The organism is Sporobacter termitidis DSM 10068, assembly GCF_900130065.1.
Taxonomy (GTDB): Bacteria; Bacillota; Clostridia; order Oscillospirales; family Oscillospiraceae; genus Sporobacter; species Sporobacter termitidis.
On record NZ_FQXV01000003.1, the window covers coordinates 1 to 19,341 of the forward strand.

The 19,341-nt window shown below is 48.8% G+C and carries 19 protein-coding genes; 7 read left to right on the forward strand and 12 right to left on the reverse strand.

Annotation, left to right across the window (positions count from 1 at the left end):
* The 3 genes from BUB60_RS20090 to BUB60_RS05220 form a co-directional block, all read left to right on the forward strand.
* Positions 1-203: hypothetical protein (locus BUB60_RS20090; RefSeq protein WP_159435346.1), on the forward strand; the 203-nt coding region annotated here is incomplete at its 5' end.
* Between the two features lie 24 nt (positions 204-227).
* Positions 228-1,730 carry an ABC transporter permease gene (locus tag BUB60_RS05215; RefSeq protein WP_073076612.1) on the forward strand — a complete coding sequence of 501 codons (1,503 nt, stop codon included), beginning with the start codon at positions 228-230 and terminating at the stop codon, positions 1,728-1,730.
* A gap of 210 nt (positions 1,731-1,940) precedes the next feature.
* Entirely contained in the window at positions 1,941-3,335 is a 1,395-nt protein-coding gene (locus BUB60_RS05220; RefSeq protein ID WP_159435347.1) for a S8 family serine peptidase, read from the forward strand.
* Between the two features lie 78 nt (positions 3,336-3,413).
* On the opposite strand, the gene BUB60_RS05225 is transcribed toward BUB60_RS05220, so the two are convergent.
* The 8 genes from BUB60_RS05225 to BUB60_RS05260 form a co-directional block, all read right to left on the reverse strand.
* Entirely contained in the window at positions 3,414-4,067 is a 654-nt protein-coding gene (locus BUB60_RS05225; protein WP_073076614.1) for an ABC transporter ATP-binding protein, read from the reverse strand.
* Positions 4,068-4,094: 27 nt separating this feature from the next.
* Complete coding sequence (locus BUB60_RS05230) at positions 4,095-5,603, reverse strand: FtsX-like permease family protein (protein ID WP_073076615.1); 1,509 nt, start codon at positions 5,601-5,603, stop codon at positions 4,095-4,097.
* Between the two features lie 11 nt (positions 5,604-5,614).
* Positions 5,615-6,985, reverse strand: coding sequence for an ABC transporter permease (locus BUB60_RS05235; protein ID WP_073076616.1), 1,371 nt, complete (start codon positions 6,983-6,985; stop codon positions 5,615-5,617).
* A gap of 301 nt (positions 6,986-7,286) precedes the next feature.
* The gene (locus BUB60_RS05240; RefSeq protein WP_084726266.1) at positions 7,287-7,418 is read right to left on the reverse strand and encodes a cyclic lactone autoinducer peptide; all 132 of its coding nucleotides are present in this window, start codon (positions 7,416-7,418) and stop codon (positions 7,287-7,289) included.
* A 5-nt stretch (positions 7,419-7,423) separates the two neighbouring features.
* Positions 7,424-7,996 carry an accessory gene regulator ArgB-like protein gene (locus BUB60_RS05245; RefSeq protein ID WP_073076617.1) on the reverse strand — a complete coding sequence of 191 codons (573 nt, stop codon included), beginning with the start codon at positions 7,994-7,996 and terminating at the stop codon, positions 7,424-7,426.
* Positions 7,997-8,086: 90 nt separating this feature from the next.
* A complete protein-coding gene (locus BUB60_RS05250; protein WP_073076618.1) occupies positions 8,087-9,409 on the reverse strand; it encodes a sensor histidine kinase in 1,323 nt (440 codons plus the stop codon).
* A gap of 12 nt (positions 9,410-9,421) precedes the next feature.
* Positions 9,422-10,150, reverse strand: a complete 729-nt coding sequence (locus tag BUB60_RS05255; RefSeq protein ID WP_073076619.1) for a LytR/AlgR family response regulator transcription factor — start codon at positions 10,148-10,150, stop codon at positions 9,422-9,424.
* Between the two features lie 81 nt (positions 10,151-10,231).
* The gene (locus BUB60_RS05260) at positions 10,232-10,468 is read right to left on the reverse strand and encodes a helix-turn-helix domain-containing protein (protein WP_073076620.1); all 237 of its coding nucleotides are present in this window, start codon (positions 10,466-10,468) and stop codon (positions 10,232-10,234) included.
* Positions 10,469-11,170: 702 nt separating this feature from the next.
* Here BUB60_RS05260 and BUB60_RS05265 point away from each other — a divergent pair.
* Complete coding sequence (locus BUB60_RS05265; RefSeq protein ID WP_143162274.1) at positions 11,171-11,401, forward strand: hypothetical protein; 231 nt, start codon at positions 11,171-11,173, stop codon at positions 11,399-11,401.
* A gap of 74 nt (positions 11,402-11,475) precedes the next feature.
* Here the strand turns inward: BUB60_RS05265 and BUB60_RS05270 are convergent, their stop codons facing one another.
* Genes BUB60_RS05270 through BUB60_RS05280 form a run of 3 tightly spaced genes read right to left on the reverse strand, consistent with a single transcriptional unit; the run spans position 11,476 to position 14,203 of the window.
* A complete protein-coding gene (locus BUB60_RS05270; protein ID WP_073076622.1) occupies positions 11,476-12,888 on the reverse strand; it encodes an ABC transporter ATP-binding protein in 1,413 nt (470 codons plus the stop codon).
* Complete coding sequence (locus BUB60_RS05275) at positions 12,885-13,568, reverse strand: energy-coupling factor transporter transmembrane component T family protein (RefSeq protein WP_073076623.1); 684 nt, start codon at positions 13,566-13,568, stop codon at positions 12,885-12,887. The genes BUB60_RS05270 and BUB60_RS05275 overlap by 4 nt, the downstream gene beginning before the upstream one ends.
* Positions 13,565-14,203: an MptD family putative ECF transporter S component gene (locus tag BUB60_RS05280; protein ID WP_073076624.1), complete on the reverse strand. Its 639-nt coding sequence runs from the start codon at positions 14,201-14,203 to the stop codon at positions 13,565-13,567. The genes BUB60_RS05275 and BUB60_RS05280 overlap by 4 nt, the downstream gene beginning before the upstream one ends.
* A gap of 215 nt (positions 14,204-14,418) precedes the next feature.
* On the opposite strand from BUB60_RS05280, the gene BUB60_RS05285 reads away from it, so the two are divergent.
* The 3 genes from BUB60_RS05285 to BUB60_RS05295 all read left to right on the forward strand — a co-directional run bounded on the left by BUB60_RS05285 (position 14,419) and on the right by BUB60_RS05295 (position 19,022).
* On the forward strand, positions 14,419-15,342 hold the full coding sequence (locus BUB60_RS05285; RefSeq protein ID WP_159435348.1) for a helix-turn-helix domain-containing protein: 924 nt from the start codon (positions 14,419-14,421) through the stop codon (positions 15,340-15,342).
* Between the two features lie 243 nt (positions 15,343-15,585).
* Entirely contained in the window at positions 15,586-17,292 is a 1,707-nt protein-coding gene (locus tag BUB60_RS05290) for an ABC transporter ATP-binding protein (protein ID WP_159435349.1), read from the forward strand.
* On the forward strand, positions 17,286-19,022 hold the full coding sequence (locus BUB60_RS05295; RefSeq protein WP_073076627.1) for an ABC transporter ATP-binding protein: 1,737 nt from the start codon (positions 17,286-17,288) through the stop codon (positions 19,020-19,022). The genes BUB60_RS05290 and BUB60_RS05295 overlap by 7 nt, the downstream gene beginning before the upstream one ends.
* Before the next feature lie 103 nt (positions 19,023-19,125).
* Here BUB60_RS05295 and BUB60_RS20830 read toward each other — a convergent pair whose 3' ends face one another.
* Complete coding sequence (locus tag BUB60_RS20830; RefSeq protein ID WP_084726268.1) at positions 19,126-19,299, reverse strand: helix-turn-helix domain-containing protein; 174 nt, start codon at positions 19,297-19,299, stop codon at positions 19,126-19,128.
* Between the last annotated feature and the right edge of the window lie 42 nt (positions 19,300-19,341).

Consider the following 19,341-nt stretch of genomic DNA (forward strand, 5'->3'; position numbering starts at 1 on the left):
GCACGTATGATATGGAGATAGTCAATCATGATATTGTTATAGACAAGCCTACCGCTGATCCGGTGAACCTGACATACAGCCTGACCGCAGAAAACGCCCTGATTGCGGCGACGGCGGTCCTAGGCAGCACGGCGCTCAGTGTCGGCCTCACGGCGAGGAGTGTGACGAAGATGAAACCAAAGGCCGTTTTAAGGGCCATGTGAGACCATTCTAACGGGGGGTTGACGATGTCGGTCATCAAAAGAGGCTTTTTGCACATAACCCGCAAGCGGGGCCGGAGCATTCTGCTGCTCATCATCATGTTCGTGGCGGCGGTTCTCGCAATGCTGGGCCTCGCCGTCAAGCAGAGCGCGGATAAACAGGCGGACGCCGTCCGCATGAGCTTGGGAAGCAGTATCGCCATTAACCAAAACGAAGATATGCCGAGCGACAAGGCTCATGTTATCAGCACAGACCTGACAAGCCAAATCCTGAAACTGGACCATATAACGGACTATTATGCGGATATGGTGGCTCCCATGATATACATTGACGCGCAACTAAGCCCCGGTTCATGGGGGGGTGAATACCAATTGTATCAGAAGGACCCCGCAAGTTTTTCGAATATACCCATTAATCTTGACATGGTTACAACTTGGATGCATGTCCCATATATGCGTTACTGCAATAACAGCGGACTCCACGAGTTCTTTAGAAACGGCGCCTTCACGCTTGTTCAAGGGCGTCATATCCAGGAGGCAGATGTCAATAAAGTTGTGATATCGGCGGGTGTAGCCCGTAGGAACAACTTGTCCGTCGGAGATACGATCACTCTCGAAAACAGGGAAGAGTTCTGTGCTTTCCCCTCAGCTGGGGACTATAAAGAAAACGTCGGAGAGCCGATCAGGCTGGAAATCGTGGGCTTGTTCGACATCAACTTTTCGCAGGAACTGTCGTTTGTAGGGGATAAAAACGGCAGTTATGTTATCTTAACATCGGAGTCCGAAATTGCCGATAATATGATCTTCAGCGATCTGGCGACAGGGCTTCAGACCAAAAATATCGTCCGGACATATCGGGAAGCCAACGGTTTAGAGGAGAGGCGCGATACCAGACCAAACCTTAACAGCGCCACGTTCTTTGTAGACAACCCTGAAAATCTGGAGGCCGCCATCGCGGAGGTCAAGGCGATTCAGGGGATCGACTGGAATTATTTCACGATCAAAGCGGACGATTCGACGTACAAGACCGCCGTTAGGCCGCTGACGCAGCTCGGCACCATCTCGGCGGTCCTCATCGCCATCGCCGTCGTCGGCTGCGTGGCAGTCCTGGGGCTCACTCTGAACATGTGGTCGAAGAGCCGGAAGCGCGAAATGGGTATTCTGATGTCGCTGGGCGAGAGCAAGCGGAAGCTTGTGCTGCAGCAGCTCTATGAGAGCCTGACGCTGGCCGTCGTTGCGCTTATCCTCGCCGCCGCCGTTACCGCCGCCCTGGCGGGCCCCGTCGGAAGCATGGCCAACCGGCTCGCGTCTCCCAAGGAGACGGGGAGCACGTATGATATGGAGATAGTCAATCATGATATTGTTATTGGCAAGTCTTCCGCCGACCCGGTGAACCTGACCTACGGCCTGAACGCGGAAAACATTCTGATTGCGGCGGTGGCCGTGCTGGGCAGCACGGCGCTCAGCGTCGGCCTCACGGCAAGGAATGTGACGAAGATGAAGCCAAAGGCCGTTTTAAGGGCCATGTGAATAATTAAATCACCGGTCTGTTATACTCCGGATCGACTCTCAATTTGTCTCCGGTTTCAGCGGTATCATCACGGCCTATTATCGTCATAGAAAACGGACTGTCATCGGCACGATGAGATGATGCAAAAGGCCAACCGGTACGCCGCCTTTTTCATATCGAGCCGACCGATATATTTGGAAGAAAGTGGGTCTATAAGGATGCATATCGCGGTGATTGACGACGGTGTAGACGAACGCTGTTTTGACATTGGCAAGCTGGAAAACAATATTGTCTTTAAGAAAGACGTCGGTGAACGCTCAGCAGCCTTACGTTACAGCCATGGGACGATCTGCGCGGCGATTATCAGGAAATATGCTCCGAACGCGCATCTGAGCAGCATCAAGGTATTGAGCGGCGAAATTCCTACAGGGGAAAAAACAGATTTAGTAAAAGCCTTGACCTGGTGCTTGGATAACGATGTACAGATTGTCCATATGAGTATCGGGACTTCATGCTTTAAGGACTTCGACGATATCCGGGAAATCATATCCAGGCTATATCACAAAGGGACAATTCTTGTCGCGGCCCATAAGAACAGATACTGCTTTTCCGTTCCCGCGTGCCTGCCCGGCGTCATTCGTGTCAGGCATTGCGAGGAGCTGAAGGATGCCGAGTATTCCCTGAAGAAAAACAGTTACTACGACCATGAGATCGTTGCCTCAGGGAATCAATTATTACATGATGATAATTCGATTGTTTGTCCTTCCGGCTCGTGCAACAGCTATGCTGCGCCTGTGATTACCGCCACGATCAATAATATTATGGATGACCCTAGCGAGATTCGGAGCTTTAAAGCTGTTCTGGATGCCTTAGAACGCAATATGCCCCACCCCCGACAGCCACAGTCAGAAGCGATGAAGCCGGTGCCGGGCAGCTGCATCCCTTATTTCATACGTGAAGCAACTGTCTGTGGAGCAACGGAGCATGCGGAGTTGTTCTTTTTCCGGGCGGCACCAATCGGGGAACAGACAAACGCGCTTGTCTATATTCCCGGCCAGACGGAAGCGGGCGACCGTTTTTTGAATGTCGTCGAGCAATCCGGCAAAAGTATCGAGAATATCATTTATGCCGGAATTCTCAAAGATACGGACAAAGAATACTGCCACAAGAATACAAGCGCGGTGGTCTGGGACGAGAGCTTATGCCGCAAGTCCTTCTCTCCGGCAAAGGATAAGCGTCTCACCATTCCGGCAGTGGGAATTAGAGGCGATGGCCGGGACGTCATTCTGCTCCTGCGTCTGCTCCGAAAGGAATTCGCCAGGAACGATTATTTTGCGAAAACCCTGTCAATGACCAGGCGAAGTTATCTGTACGGCATCGATTATATCCCTCAAAATGAAGATCTGATTGATTTTCTTATAACGGTGGAAAAACTTTATGGCTGCGACCTGATCTTAATCGGCATATCCAGGGACCAGACATACGAAGATAGTTTTTTCGATTACACGATCGATCTTGACAACGCCGAGGACGAAAACAGCCGCTTATTTGCTTCGGGCAAAGCTGACGCCGCCGGTTTTATTTTTAATAATATAAAAACATCTTTTGAAGCCTTTGATCCCTGATATCACACCTCCGCGAGCTCTTCACATACGTCAGGAACCTGGTTATGGATTGTGCCACAACCGGGTTCCTTTTTGGTCTTATGTATTATCGGCATTATCACAATCCAGATTAAAAAGCTTCCCTTGCTTTAATTCGAATCTCTCGTGGGCCTGTTTGGCCAGTTCCTGCGAATGCGTGACGACGATCACGCACCTATCGTACTTTTCCGCCGCCTCCTTGAAGATGGTTGTAATCTCCCGCGCGGTGTCCTCATCCAGGTTGCCCGTCGGCTCGTCCGCCAGGATGACGGGTGTTTCGGATGCCAGGGCCCGTGCGATCGCGACGCGCTGCTGCTGTCCTCCGGAGAGCTTCAGCACGTTCCTTTTGATCTCATCCTCCGTCAGTCCGAGCTGACAGAGCGCTTTGACCGGGTCCTCCCTGGCCGTCAGCATGACGTTTTCCAGGGGCGTCATATAGTCGATCAAGTTGTAATTCTGGAACACGAACGACACGTGCTGCCGCCGGTACGACTCCAGGTTTTTCTGCCCGATATCCGCACCCTCGAAAAGGATGCTGCCTTCTTGGGGGATGTCCAGGCCGCCGATCAGCGAGAGGAGCGTTGTTTTCCCGCAGCCGGACGGCCCCAGGATAACGTACATTTTGCCCTTTTCAAAGCGCATATCGATTTCATCCAGGATTTTTCTCTCCACATAATACGCATAAGAGACCTTTTTCAATTCCAAAACGCTCAATTCATTCACTCCATTATAATTAATTATTCACATGGCCCTTAAAACGGCCTTCGGTTTCATCTTCGTGATATTTCTTGCCGTGATGCCAACGCTGAGCGCCGTACTGCCCAGCACGGCCGCCGCCGCAATCAGAATATTTTGCGCAGTCAGGCCGTAGCTCAGGTTCACCGGGTCGGCGGAGGCCTTATCAATAACAATATTAAAATCGACTGTCTTAATATCGTACGCACTCCCCGTCTCCCTGGGGGACGCGATCCGGTTTGCCGCGCTGCCGACGGGGCCCGCCAGGGCGGCGGAAACGGCGGCGGCGAGGATCAGCGCGACGACGGCGAACGTCAAGCTCTCAAAAAGCTGCTGCAGCACAAGCTTCCGCTTGGCGACGCCCAGCGACATCAGGATGCCCATTTCCCGCTTCCGGCTCTTAGTCCACATGTTCAGGGTGAGCCCCAGGACCACCACACAACCGACAACGGCGATGGCGATGAGAACTGCCGAGATGGTGCCGAGCTGCGTTAGAGGATTGGCGGCCGCCTTGTACGTTGAATCATCCGCCTTGATTGTGAAATAATTCCAATCGATTCCTTGAATCGCTTTGACCTCAGTGATGGCAGCCTCCAGCTTTTCCGGGTCGTCTACAAAAAACGTGGCGCTATTAAGGTCCAGTCTGGAATCACGCCTCTCATCCAAGCCGTTATCCTTCCGATATGTCCAGACGATATTTTTGGTCTGAAGCGCTGTCGCAAGATCGCTGAAGATCATATTGGCGGCAATTTCATCTTCCATCGTAAAAACAGTAGTAAGAGTGTAGTTATCTGTTTGAAGTGTATTATACGACAGTTCCTGGGAGAAGTTGACGTCGAACAGGCCCACGATCTCCAACTTAATCGGCTCTCCAACGGTTTTTTTAATGTCTCCATATGCTCCGGGAATAGCGCAATACCATTCTCTGTTTTCGAGCGTGATTGTATCTCCGACAGACAAGTTGCTCCTATGGGCCACATCGGTTGATATCACCGCTTTATTGACGTCATCCGCACGGATATGCCGCCCCTCTTTGAGCGTGAAGGCGCCATTTCTGAAAAACTCGTGGAGTCCGCTGTCACTGCAGTAACACATATATGGGACATGCATACCAGTTGTAACCTCATCAGAATTAAAAGGTACAATTGAGAAATTTTCGGGGTGTTCCTGATAATTTTGGTATTCATTCGCCCATGCACCAGGGCTGAGCTGCACGTCTGCGTATACCATTAAAGACACCATATCCAAATACCTGCCTGTGATATGGGGCAGCCTCAGGATTTGGCCTGTCTGATCCATGCTGATCGCTTTATCTTTTGGTATACCGTCATTTCTTATAATGGAGAAGCTGCTTTCCAGGCTCCTGCGCACGGCATCCGCCTCTTTGTCCGCGCTCTGCTTGATGGCGAGGCCCAGCATCGCAAGGACCGCCGCCACGAACATAATGACAAGCAGCAGGATGCTCCGGACCCGCTTGCGCGTTATATACAGAAAGCCTCTCTTGATGACCGACATCGTTAAACCTCCTAACTTAAAGACGAGAATATCTCTTTCGGTTTCATCCTGATCACCATGATCGACGATATACCGGTGGAAACGATGACGATCAAAAAGCCAATGCCGACGATCAGCAAAAATTCCGTGACGCCCGTTCGGATTGTCAGGGCCTCCTCCGGATTAATTTCCGGTGCCTTAACGGGATCAATGTACATCTGCGGGCTCGTCTGCTTATCTTCCGCCGTATCCGACGCCGCGGTGATATTGCCCAGGAGCATGCTCCCCGCCTGCTGCGCCGCGATGCCTGATACGCCCCAAGCCAGCAGGAAGGCTAGAATAGCAACTAAGAGGTTTTCAGCGATGTGCTGCGCGATGATGTTCATCTTCCCGTATCCGACGGAGAGCAGGATGCCGATCTCGTATTTGCGGTCCTTCATCCACATGACGAGAATCAGCGACAGCATCGCAGCGCTCACAACGACGATAACGATGGTCAGTGTTATCAAAAGGCCGGAAAGCCGCTCCAGCGGAACGGCGGAGTCGTCATAGGCTTTATTGTTTTCGCTGATCTTGTAGCCACTCCAGTCGTATCCGGGGATACTTGGAAGGCTTTTGACGATCTGATCCAGCTTTCCGGGGTCTTTTACAAAAAATGTGGCGCCGTTTGTAAATGCCGTCGTCGTACTGCCTGATAAATCTGCCATCATTGACCTGATGGAGGAGGTATCCGTGAAAATAAAGTTGTCCTGAATATCGCATTCGGCGCTGTTGCTGTCTGACGTCTGCTCCGAGTTTATTTTGTAAATGCCTACTACGGTAAATTCGTATTGTTTATTCGTTTTTTTCATAGACTCAGGCAGAGATTCCGTGTTAAATGACGCTGCAAATGTCCCGCCGACAGAGAGCTGGTTATCCCGGGCCAACGTGTCGGAGATCACGGCGGCAAAGTGATCGTCCGGACCTATTTGGCGCCCTTCCGACAATGAAAAAGATTTTAAGTAAAAGTATTCGTGGAAACTGCTGTCCGTATTTGCCAGAAACCGGGCCAGGTGCGCTTTCGGATCGCCCTGAGACGTAAATCGCCCGGGCGTCAGTTGGAGGCCATTCGTCATGAGGTACTGTATATCCATTCCGTTGAAAACCTTGATCCCGCCCTGCTGCATGACTTTTTGGACTAGAGCGTCGTTAATGTACCCGACCTGGCCGCCGTCACGGTTGGGTTCGATCTTGAAATATCCACCCAAGGACTCGCGGAGCTTCTCCGCCGCGAGATCGGATGCTCGGGCAATTGACAAGCTGGTGAGGACCAGAGAGGCAATCACGGTAAGAATGAACAACAGAATGATGGCCTTTCCTCTTTTCCTGAGCAGGAAAAGAACCGCGCGTTTATATAACTTCATATCTTCACCTCGTCAGTAGTCGTTTTAGCAGGTTCGCGTCCTTGATATTCGTTAAACTGCCTCAATACGCGACTGGATATAACTAGTCTTTATGTTATAATATTACATCATTTTTATTATTTGTCTACAAAATGCAGAAATAAAGATATAAAATGCAAGCTCATATTACTGCTTCCCATATAAGCTGATACTTCTATAAAGGTTAATCCGACTGGTACGCTTCTCCCTTGTAAAATAAATAAGGTGGCACAAGTCACCTTATTTATTAGAATCCATTTGCAATTCATGAACTTACTAAAAGCTATTTCTTAAAATTTTTAATTCCTTCAGGAGCCTTTGGTTGATATGTCCAAAAAGTAGATGCAGTATCATTGGCCCGGCTGACTGCTTTCGCAGCTATATTCGCAACCAATTTAAGTAATGGTGTCTTCATATTTTTCACCTCTGTTCATAATGTATTTTGGAAAATAGTAATAAGAAAAACACTCCGAAAACAGCCCATGAAATTGCAAATGAAATGTCTAGCCTTGAGAAAACACATGAAATGACAAAGCTGGCTGTGATTATACTTATTATTAAAATACTAACCTTTTTATATTTCTTTTTTTGCTCATTGCTTAAAGGCTTATTTTCGTGTTCAACAGGCGCAAATTTAATGATAATAGGCACTGAAATACCAATAAGAACGCAACTTAATATTAGCTTGTATTCTGCTGTTTGATTCAGTATCAACATAATTATGTAGTTTATTACACTAATGCAAAAGCATTTGAGGTATGTGTTACTATGATAGCCGCCTACATATGCCCGGAGAATACAAAAAGAAAGCGAAAAGATTATGCTTATCAGTATTGTTTTTGTAATTATTGCAAGAGCTATAATACCCAAGCAAATCAGTACATTATTTAAGACTAATTCAATACCATATATATAATATTTTCGATTTTCAATTGGTATAATCTTATTCGCAACCATTACCAAACTTAATTCTTCTGCTATCATTCTCAACATGTAAAATTTCCTCTTAAAACAAAAGGATATAATTAAGAATATAAAATGCAATATAAATAGACCGAACGGTATCTATTTTCAACCGAACGGTCATTCTTGGATATTAAGTTCTATCGGTAACAATATTGTTGCCGTGAAAATGTCATTATCTATGTAGAATTTAAATGATCCGTAATTCTTTTCAGCCGCCAACTTAATTGATTGTAAACCATATCCATGAAACATTTTATCCGGCTTACTTGTTTTTACCAGATCATTATCATATTCAATATTATTTTTAAAAGGATTTTTCACTACTATAGACAGAAAATTCTTATAGCAAAAAATTTTTATTGAAATAAAGCGTTCTAATTGTTCAATTTTTTCATTAGCTTCAATTGCGTTGTCCAACACATTGGAGATAATAGCTGACAAGTCCAACGGGTTGATATTTATCTCAGGCAGATTATCAACATTTATTTGTGTTTTGATATCAATTTTCTTACATACTGCGATTTTATAATTTAATACTGAATCTATTATGATATTTCCACTATTAACGGCGGGCTTAGTTTCATCTAAGGCCACTGTAATAGCATCAATATACTTTTTGGATTCTTCCAGATTATTGCGTTTTAATAAATTGGAAATAAGCGCCAGGTTATTCTTAATATCATGTCTAATTATTCGCAGTTCATGTGCTTCAATCTTCTGATGAGCCATTTGTTGTTCTAAGAATTTGGCCTTTATATTTGCAATAGAATTTTGCTTATCTTTTTCGTAGAAATAACAAATTTCTTGGAAAAAGTATATGACTAAAAAGCCTAAAGCGAAAAATGATATTGAAATTCCAAAAAGATATAACGAATAGATATTAGATATGTTTTGTAATGATGCATTGATATACATGATAAAAATTAATGTAACAATGAATAAGGTCAGGATAAAATCCATAGTAACCCAATATTTTTTGGAGATATCATATTTTAGTTTTCTAAAATAATGGATACTAATTAAAAATAAAATAATATTAATCATTTTAGATATTATTGAAGTAATAATTGTGGTGTCGCTTGTAAAAAGTACAATATTAATATCCGTTCTATTTATATACGAAACAGCATTGCCTGCCATTAAATCACTGGTAAGCAGGATGTAATAATTTAATAGGATATAAAATGATTTTATATAAAAGTTTCCTTCAAATAAAAAGCTAATTATTGCAACAGATATTATATAAAATAGGATAATTCTATAGAAAAATGAATTAACAGGGCAAAAATACACAGCAAAAGAATAAAATAGAATTGCTGTGATTATAAAAGATAATCTTTTAACTCCATTATATTTACAAGGCAGAACTCTAAAAACCATATAGTAAAATAATGTGGCTTCAATTAATGTAAAGGGATAGTTACTTAAGAAGGAAATCACTTCAAATCATCCTTACCTAATTATCTCCGAAAATTTATCAAAAATTTGCTGCTTCTTACGTCTGCTAAGTGGTAATCGAGTATTATCATCTAGTCGAATTTCGATATCGTCTACAGAAAATATGTATTTCATATTGACTATACAAGTTCTATGAATATCGATAAATCCCAAAGGGATATAGTGATTAACTATTTCCGAGAATTGGTAATGGCGCAAAGTGAATGTTCCCCTTTGAGAGTGTAAATATACCTTCCTATTAATACTTTCAAAATACACGATATCATCTAAAGGTACTTTGATTTCCATTACTTCATCTCTATCACTATCAACTTTGAAGAATTGAAACTGCGGATTGTCCTCAATAATTGCTCTATTAATTCTTTCGATTAATTGACTTAATTCTTCATCAAGACGGGTCTTCGTAAGGAATCCGATTACGTCATATTGAAATGTGTTTAGTGCTTCTGATTCATAAGCTGTAATAAAAGCCAATTTAAATTTTTTATCTAAAATGCGCAGCTGCTGCGCCACATCTTTTCCATTAATAACCGGCATTTCTATATCTAAAAAAATGACGTCATAATATGGATCATATTTTCTGAACTGTTCTACTAATTCCATCCCATTTGTAAAGCTATGAATAAGCACGTCTGTTTTCAGTTGTTTGAAAATTTTCTCTGTTTTAGGAACGATATATTTTAGAAAACGTGTGTCATCATCGCAAAATGCTATATGCAACATTGAAAGCCACGCCCTTTAAATAAGTAGTTTTATGCTATCCAAAATCGTTGGGTCTTATTTTCTCATGTTAACCTCCATTCTTTATCCAAGCAGAAACTCATACGATACGCATAAAATTTTTGATAAAGCTTTGACTTCATAATCAGCTACAAATCTTGTCCCATTCTCTATACGCAGGATTGTAAGATCACTGAATTCAAAACCTTCTAACTGAAGTTTTTCAGCAAGCACTTTTTGCGTCAGTCCTTGTTCAGTGCGTATTTGTTTAATTTTTGTGCCTATAATATTTTTAGACTTCCCGGTCCAATATATTTTCATATCGTTATTATGCCTCAATAACTTCTAAAAGCGAAGGTTTATATGTAGATTTTAATGGAAAAATATGCCGAATATCCTTCTAAAGATGAAGTCAAAACAAAATAGACTCATCGGCTGACCCTGCCGAGCTTTGAAAACCGAGGTATGAAACCATACGTGGTCAAAGCAAATTTTCTCTCGATATTCTAAACGCCCTAGCTTTGGAGACCGTCCACGATGACGCAAGCGTGAACTGGATAGCTAGGAAATACAGGTGTCGATACGAATTGTATAGTCCACGTAAGACTTCAATATATCTCGTGCAGCGTCAATATAGACTTTGGAGTATAAAAGGGCAAAAAAACGGCCTGAAACTTTCGTTTCAAGCCATTTGGTGGAGATATTGCTGTCGATTGTAAATTTGCACAAGATAAGACTACTGTAGTAGACTGGCATCGTTTCAGCATAGTATACTTGCTTTAAGCATATACCAGAGCGGCCTGTGCCGGTATGCTCTGGATACTAAGGAGAGTAAAGAGATGGAACGGATTTACTCAATTGACGAACTAAAAAGTATTCTGTCGCCCATTTTTACCCGGTATGGCGGAAGCGTGCTATCCTCTTTGGCTCTTTGCTTTTCTGCTAGTGTTTATCTTTGCTCCACGCAGAGGCTTTGTCAGCTCCCTGCGCAGACGTCGGAACCAAAGAATACAGTTTGCTAAAATGATGTTCCTTTTCCATCTTTATAACCATGACGGCAGTGAAGATGAAGCGAGGGAGGCCGGGTTCGATACCATACAAGCGCAACTGCACTGGGATGCGGCCTTTACAAGTAATATCATGGCGCTTCTGAAAAAAGAAGATTGCATAGAGTTTACGGTTGACGCGGTCAAGCTGACCGAACAGGGCCGCATAAACAGCGTTCGTAACTATGAGGCATTGTTCTCGAAATAAGTCCGCATCACCACGAATTCGGAATATCGTCCCTCGTGAAGAATGGTTTTTTTCTGCAACCCGACAAGAGTCAATTAACTTTCCTTAATATTCCCAAGCAGGATGACATCATCACAAACCAAATCGATCAGCAGTTGATCGTGGGTGATCACGATAACGGTTTTGCCTTCCCGAGCCAGTATCTGCACATACCGAACAAGTCTTTGAACATTGATGGCGTCCAGTCCGCTGGTAGGCTCGTCCAAAACAATTAGGTCCGCGTCTGTGCAAAAGGCCGCTGCCAGAGTGACCCGTTGCTTCTCTCCCCCGGAGAGGGAGGCGGGATGCCGGTCTTTGAGGTGCATCAGACCAAACAGATCAAGTGCCTCGTACGCCCGTTTCCGAAGCACGTCAGTCATGGCGCGTCCCAGTACCAGCTCGTTGCCGACGCTGTCCGTATAAAGCTGATAGTCGGCGTCCTGCATCACAAAATAGCTGCCCTCTCTGCGGGCCGCTCTGGAGAGCGTCTTATCCCCGGAAAGCACCTTTCCTTTTTGGGGCGAGAGCAGGCCGCACAGGATTTTGCACAGCGTGGTCTTGCCCGTGCCGTTGCCGCCGGTCAAAGCGGTGACCGTTCCAGGACATAGTGCAAAATCAACGTGCTTGATGCCCCGGCTGCTTTCGCGGTAGCAGTAAGTGATGCCGCGACCATAATAAGGCAGACGCCCAGGCGTTGCAGTATTTTTTCTGTCCTGACCGCGACGCGCTGCATCGGGATGACGTAACCCATACTCCATTGCCTCTGCACAGGACAGTGCGGCAAATTGCTCTCGGCTCCACTCCTTGACAAGCTCACCTTGTCCTATGCATAGATACCGGTCAGCCACCGGCAGGAACTCGTGTAGCCGGTGCTCGCTGACGATGATCGTTGTCCCCGCCTGTTTGATGGCCAGCAGTATCCTGATCAATTCTTCCTTTGAAGCGGCGTCCAGGTTGGCGGAGGGTTCATCCAGAAGCAACAGCAGTGGACTGAGGAGGCATGCGGAGGCAATGGCGACCTTCTGCTTTTGCCCGCTGGACATTTTATTCAGGTCTGTGTCCAAGAGGTCCGTTATCCTGAGCAGGCCGGCAAGCTCGTCTATTCTTTCGATTATCTTGTTAGGCGGTAAGCCGAGGTTCTCGCCGGAAAAGGCCAGTTCGTCCCGGACTTTGGACATGAAGAACTGGCTTCGGGGGTCCTGAAACACCATGCCGATTTTCTGGGCTTTTTCTTCCGGGGAAAAAGCTGCGGGCGGTTTTCCGTCCACCAGGGCCGATCCGTGCATTACCCCGTCGTATACGGATGGGATCAGGCCGCTGATGAGCCGCAGAAGCGTTGTCTTCCCGCAGCCCGACGGGCCGCACAGCACGACACACTCGCCCTTTCGGATGTCCATCGTTACATTGGTGAGTTCGCCATCCATCTCATCCTCGCCATATGCAAAGGACAGATTTTCAAGATGTATCATACGTTTCCCTTCACCAGCCATAGAATCATACAGGCACCCAAGGTATAGAGCCCTACCGCGAGAAGTCCTGTTGGACGAACTCCCACGGGATAGATGCAGCTTCGGGGCCGCCTGCTTTCGACGCCACGGAACTGCGCGGCGCAAGTGAGCTCTGTGGAAAGCTTGAGGCCACGGATAATGAGCGGAAGGACAAAGCACTCATACGCCATTGCGGGATGCAGGAGGATACTGTACCAGCGGGGTAAAATACCGCGGGCGCGGATGCCCTGCCGGATAGCCGCCATCTCGATGCGGATCACCGACGAGAACCGGAACAGGATACAGATCATAATCAAAACCTGTCGCGGCAGGCGCATACGCGCGCCGGACCATAAAATGGCGCCAGGCGGCGATGAAATCAGCAGTGTTCCGATCATCAGCACGGGAAGCATGCGCAGCGTCAGGTAAACGATCATCAGCGCGGTTCCCAATCCGGAGGGCAAAACGATCAGCAGGCAGGACGCAGCCGCATACCCGATTGCGCAGCGGAGGCTTTGACTGCGCCTGCCGTGCGCAAAGAGATAGAGGAGGCTCAGCAGCATCAGCAAATGGAGCTGCCAGTCACTTCGGATGGCAATGGCAAAGATGCCGGCTGCAAGCAGCGTTGCAAGATGGATTCTGGGATCCTCTACGCGGCTCATATTTTGGCTTTTTTCACATGCCGGTTGACGATGGCGCGGCCGATCAGGCAGCCGAGCACCGCGCCTGCCGCAGTCAGGAAAATGATGATGGCAATGGCGCTGGGGCTGGAATACACATTGGTCAGGAACTCCACGGCAGCGGGATCGCTGTAGGCGCTGTACCAGCCAAGATAACTCTCTCGGAACAGCAGCATAGGAAGGATTCCGGCGCCGGAAAACGCGAAGAAATAGATGAAAAAGCCGATGCAGTTGCGCCAGAAATTCTTATACGCATCCCGCCCCAGCATGCACAACTCCCCAATTACACCTAAGACAGCGTATACGCCGAAGGTATAGATCTGGCCGATGATCAGAAAGGCCAGCGCGGTGATCAGATGGACGAAAAACAACACGCCCCGCCTGCCCACCCGTGTCGCCAGCACCATATAAAACGGGCCGGCAAGAACGGCGGCGATCCCTGGGCCGGCATAATACGCCCCGATGGGCGTCAGTACGATATTGGTTGCCATCGTGACCAGCATCATGACGATGAAAATAATGACGGTAAACACAGCCAGCGTGATGACGTTCTTCAGCGTCCACCGATTGGGATGAGCTGTCGCCTCTGAGGCATTGACTTTGGTGACCTCATTCATGTATGAACCCTCCTTGAATTCCGCGCATATGTTTGTTATACTATAAATGAGTTAGAAATATCTAACTCGGCGTCAAGTATAGCATCTCCGAATCGATGATAACAGCTGGCTATTTGCCGTTTGGCTGTTTGCCGTATTTTTTTGGCTTTTAGAAAAAGGTGAGCGATGTGACAGACAATCCCATAAATAAAATGTTTTTTGAGCCCTTGCGCAGTATGAGCGCTTACATCCAGGAAAGGAGCCCGTACAACTGGGAGGGGGTGTGCTTTGCGATGCATGACGAGCGGTGCAGCGCGGAGTACTGGATGTATCCCTGCGGCGATTTGTTCACAATTAGCGTGACGAACATTCTATACAGGAAGGATACCACTCTGACATTTCAGCAGCCGGACGACTATGTCGGGGTATTCTATTATGATTCTGTTGAGGGAGTGGATGAGGAAACGCAACTGCCTATCGCGGTGGGGCGCGTCGCGGGGCATATCGGCACGGGGCAGCCATATACCGCCACATATCGGGGCAACGTACCCATCCGCGGCGTTGCGATCAATATCATGCCGGAGTATTGCGACAGGGTGCTTGCCTCCAAGTTCCCCGGCGGGTATCGCAGGCTGAAGGACGCCTTTTCCTGCCTGAACGATAATCCCGAGATACCAGAGCTGCTGCTGGTGCTCCGGCAAATCCAGAACTGCCGCGCAGAGGGTCCTGCGGCGGCACTGTATTACGAGAGCAAGGTCAACGAGGCGCTCTCCATCATTCTCACAAAATCAGGGGAACCGAAGAGACCGCGTGTGTCCTTGCCGGCGGACGACAGGGAAAAGCTGTTCCAGATGGAAGCGTACATACACAGCCACTATGCCGAGGAGCTGCCGCTTGCCCATTTGGCGTCCATCGCCTGCATGAGCGTGAGCAAGCTCAAATACAGTTTTCAATCGGCGTATGGATGCCCGGTTTCGGAATATATCACCGAGATCCGTATGCGGCAGGCGCAGCACCTGCTGGAAAACGGCGTGGACAACGTCGCACAGATAGCCGGTAAGGTCGGATATTTACGCCCCAGTTCTTTCACCAAGGCGTTCAAGGAAAGAGTCGGCGTTTTACCCAAGGACTACAGGAAGAGCACTTCCGGGCCGCGATAATGCAGCCAAATTTATAGAAGCGGACGTCCCTGCGTTACAAGATGCAGGGGCTTTTCCTTTTGAAAGACCTTTTTCTACGCTTGACGGCCAAACCGTTCCCAAATCACTTGCAGTTCTCGCCGGCTGTTTCCATGATAGAGAATGAACATAAGCGATTGTATCATTGATTCACGAAAGGACTGGTTGAGATTTATGTCTACGTTTCAAAAAGTATATGCCTTTGCCGCTCACGGCAAACGGTATATGCATAAAGCGTTTCTTCTTCTGACATCCAGCGCGGTGATCGGCATCGTGCCGTATATCGCCGTCTATCTCATTATCATGCGGCTCACCGGCGGACAGCTCACCGCCGGGTTTGGCGTCGGCGCCGCGGGGGTCATCCTGCTGAGCCTGCTGCTGAAAAGCCATACCCAGGAAAAGGGGCTTGCAGCCTCACACCGGCTGGCCTACGATACGCTGATGGGGATGCGGCAGAAGGCCGCAGATAAGCTGCTGAGCATGCCCATGGGCGAGATCGAGCGCTACGGCAGCGGCGCCCTGAAAAAGATCTTTGTGGAAGATATCGAGGGAATGGAGCTGATATTGGCTCACGCGATCCCCGAGGGCGTCGGCAACATCATCGGCCTGTGCACGGTCGTGGTGACACTGTTTATTGCCGACTGGCGCCTGGCGCTGTGCGCCCTGGCCGTGATTCCTTTCGGGTTTCTGGCGCTGAGCGGAATCAGCAAAACCGCCACGCAAAAGCTGGAGCTCTATTACCAGGCTTCACGGGAGATGAACAGCACCATCATCGAGTATGTCTCCGGCATGGAGGTGATCAAGGTGTTCGGGCAGGGAGAGAGTGCCTTCTCGCGTTACCGCAAGGCCATTGAGGGGTATAAGAAATTTTCCCTGAACTGGTATAAAAGCTGCTGGAAATACATGAGCATGTACAACGTGTTCCTGCCCACGACGCTGCTCTTTGCGCTGCCTGCGGCCATCCTGTTTTACACCTCCGGCTCGCTGTCTTTCGGCCTGCTGGTGTTGTGCGTCCTGCTGGCCATGAGCATGGGACCGATGCTGCTGCACCTGGTGATCTTTTTCCCGATCATTCCCAACTTGCGTCAGAAGTTCAAACGCATTGAGGATCTGTTTGAAGAAACAGAACTACCCGTGGGCCATGACCGTTCGTTTCCGGATGGATACGGCGTGAGCTTCCATAACGTGACGTTTGCCTATCAGGATATTCCGGTGCTGAAGGATGTTTCCTTTGAAGCCCGCGCGGGTGGGATTACCGCCATCGTGGGAGAGTCGGGCGCGGGCAAATCCACCGTGGCAAAGCTGACGGCCCGCTTCTGGGACGTAGGCGAGGGGAGCATCCGCATCGGCGGCAGGGATATCCGGGAATATGCCTTCGAAGCCCTCATGGATACCATCAGCTATGTTTCTCAGGATAATTTTCTCTTTAATCAGAGCATCATGGAAAACATCCAAGTTGGCAGGCCCGGCGCGTCCGACGAGGATGTCATGGAGATGGCGAAGAAGGCGCAATGCCACGATTTCATTATGGAAATGCCACAGGGGTATCAGACCGTGGTGGGCGAAGCCGGAGACAGGCTTTCGGGCGGACAGCGCCAGCGCATCACCATCGCGCGGGCCATGCTCAAAAACGCGCCGATCGTACTGCTGGACGAGGCGACCTCCAGTACGGACGCCGAAAACGAGGACCTGATCCAGGAGGCGCTCAACCAACTCCTGCGGGGAAAGACGGTGCTGGTCATCGCCCATCGGCTCTCCACCGTCGTGGATGCCGATCATATCATCGTGCTCAAGGCTGGCAAGGTCATTGTCCAGGGCAAACACCCGGATCTATTGCAAGCCTCGACGGAATATGCCCATATGTGGCAGAGCTACCGGCAGTCCGCGCGCTGGGAATACAAAACTGAAAGGAAGGTGGCGGAATCATGCTGAAACTGGTCGGAAGGGTCCTGCGCCTTGCGGGCGAATATGCCGGTAAGCTCAGGCTCTCTCTTGTGCTGAGCTTCGTTGAAAGCCTGCTGCTAGCTGTGCCTATTTTTATGGCCTGGTATGTGTTCAGTCTGGTCCTGGACAATGCGCTGCAGGTGCGGGACGCATGGATATGCTTCAGCATCATCTTGGGTTCCGTGCTGCTCCGTATGGTGCTCCGGTACTGGTTCGTGATGCTGGAGAGCGGTACCGGCTATGAGATCTGCGCGCGTGAGCGGATCACGCTGGGCGAACGACTCCGACATTTGCCCATGCGCTTTTTCAGCGAAGGCAACCTGGGTTGGATCACCTCGATCATCACCGTGGACCTGCCCTTTGTGGAAGAGATGGGGATGGACGCGCTGGATAAGGTGATCAGCGGGCTGGCCGGGGCCCTGATCGGCGTGATCATGCTGCTTTCCATCGACTGGCGTATCGGCCTGATTACGGTTATTATCTATTTTGCTGCTTTCCTGACCTTCCAGCGGCTGGAGCGGGTATGCCGCCGGGAGTCACCCATCAGGCAGAAGCAGCAGGCAAAGCTTGTGAGCGCCGTGCTGGAATATGTCCGGGGCATCCCGGTCATCAAGGCGTTCAACATGGGCGGCGACCGGGCGAAAGCGGTCAAAGACGCCATAGAGAGCACAAGAGATCATTCTGTAGGTTTTGAGCTGCAGTCTGTGAACCCCGTGCTTTGGTACAGGGCCTGCTTCGCCGTCGGCACCGCGGTGACCATTCTTGCGGCTACGTTGTTTGCCATAAACGGCCTGCTGCCCGCACCAACAGCCATCATGGTCTTCATCTTTGTCTTCTACCTGTATATGCCGGTACAGGCATTCACCAACCTCAGCAGCCAAACCCGCATCACGGAAGCGGCTTTGGACCGCTATGAGGACCTGAATGCCGTGGATATGATAGAGGATATGGGCAAGGAGGCTGTACCGCACCGGCATGATATCACCATGCGGGATGTCCGCTTTTCCTATGGGGAGGGGCAGGTACTCGACGGTGTCAGCTTCACAGCTCCCGCAAAGAGCGTCACCGCGCTGGTCGGCCCTTCCGGGGGCGGAAAGACGACCATTGCCAACCTGATCGTCCGGTTTTGGGACGTCGACAGCGGCAGTGTGGAGATCGGCGGAACTAACGTCAGGGATATCGCCTATGACAACCTGCTGGGAAACGTCAGCATGGTGTTCCAAAATGTTTATCTGTTCAATGACACGATCCGCAACAATATCCGATTCGGGCGGCCCGAGGCCAGCGAAGAGGAAATCATCGAGGCGGCTAAAAAGGCGCGGTGCCACGAATTCATCATGGCGCTGCCGGACGGCTACAACACCCTAGCGGGCGAAAGGGGTGACCGCTTATCCGGTGGCGAAAAGCAGCGCATCTCCATTGCGCGCGCTATTTTGAAAAATGCGCCCATCATCCTGCTGGATGAAGCCACCGCCAGCGTGGACCCAGACAACGAGGGGGATATTCAAAGGGCCATCGGCGAGTTGATTCAGGACAAAACGCTGATCATCATCGCGCACCGCTTATCCACTATTCAGAACGCCCACCAGATCCTGGTCGTGGACAACAAGAGGATCGTAGAACATGGAACGCACACAGAGTTGCTAAACCAAGACGGGGTATATCATGAACTCTGGAAGCACCGGGAAAAGGCCGGTGGATGGAAAATATCCCGATGAACCGAGGCATGGTAGCAGGATAGAATCTGTGTTATTTAAACTGCCACAGATGCCGGAAGTTAGGTATTTTCTCTCTCGCTTTTTACAAAATCCATATCCTTTCTTACAGAATATAAGAGTTTGCAAACCTATTTGGAGTGGCGTTTGTTTTCACATAGCAGCTTCCTTTACATTTCCGGTTGGTAAAGCGGCATAAAGAGCAGAGTGTTTCAACGCTCACCACATGCTCTATGGCACAGGCGTCGGATTCCGCGGCTTCATGATTCACGCCCAGCACATCGGTTGCAGTTTAAGCTTCTAGGTATACAAATTGCCGAGG

Bases quoted from the DNA above. Each gene is read 5' to 3' on its own strand.
- BUB60_RS05275 (WP_073076623.1), bottom strand. From the start codon at position 13,568: ATGAGCCGCGTAGAGGATCCCAGAATCCATCTTGCAACGCTGCTTGCA.
- BUB60_RS05290 (WP_159435349.1), top strand. From the start codon at position 15,586: ATGCATAAAGCGTTTCTTCTTCTGACATCCAGCGCGGTGATCGGCATC.
- BUB60_RS05255 (WP_073076619.1), bottom strand. From the start codon at position 10,150: ATGTTGCATATAGCATTTTGCGATGATGACACACGTTTTCTAAAATAT.
- BUB60_RS05285 (WP_159435348.1), top strand. From the start codon at position 14,419: ATGAGCGCTTACATCCAGGAAAGGAGCCCGTACAACTGGGAGGGGGTG.
- BUB60_RS05245 (WP_073076617.1), bottom strand. From the start codon at position 7,996: ATGTTGAGAATGATAGCAGAAGAATTAAGTTTGGTAATGGTTGCGAAT.
- BUB60_RS05230 (WP_073076615.1), bottom strand. From the start codon at position 5,603: ATGTCGGTCATCAAGAGAGGCTTTCTGTATATAACGCGCAAGCGGGTC.
- BUB60_RS05295 (WP_073076627.1), top strand. From the start codon at position 17,286: ATGCTGAAACTGGTCGGAAGGGTCCTGCGCCTTGCGGGCGAATATGCC.
- BUB60_RS05270 (WP_073076622.1), bottom strand. From the start codon at position 12,888: ATGATACATCTTGAAAATCTGTCCTTTGCATATGGCGAGGATGAGATG.
- BUB60_RS05215 (WP_073076612.1), top strand. From the start codon at position 228: ATGTCGGTCATCAAAAGAGGCTTTTTGCACATAACCCGCAAGCGGGGC.
- BUB60_RS05240 (WP_084726266.1), bottom strand. From the start codon at position 7,418: ATGAAGACACCATTACTTAAATTGGTTGCGAATATAGCTGCGAAAGCA.
- BUB60_RS05280 (WP_073076624.1), bottom strand. From the start codon at position 14,203: ATGAATGAGGTCACCAAAGTCAATGCCTCAGAGGCGACAGCTCATCCC.
- BUB60_RS05265 (WP_143162274.1), top strand. From the start codon at position 11,171: ATGATGTTCCTTTTCCATCTTTATAACCATGACGGCAGTGAAGATGAA.
- BUB60_RS05260 (WP_073076620.1), bottom strand. From the start codon at position 10,468: ATGAAAATATATTGGACCGGGAAGTCTAAAAATATTATAGGCACAAAA.
- BUB60_RS05235 (WP_073076616.1), bottom strand. From the start codon at position 6,985: ATGAAGTTATATAAACGCGCGGTTCTTTTCCTGCTCAGGAAAAGAGGA.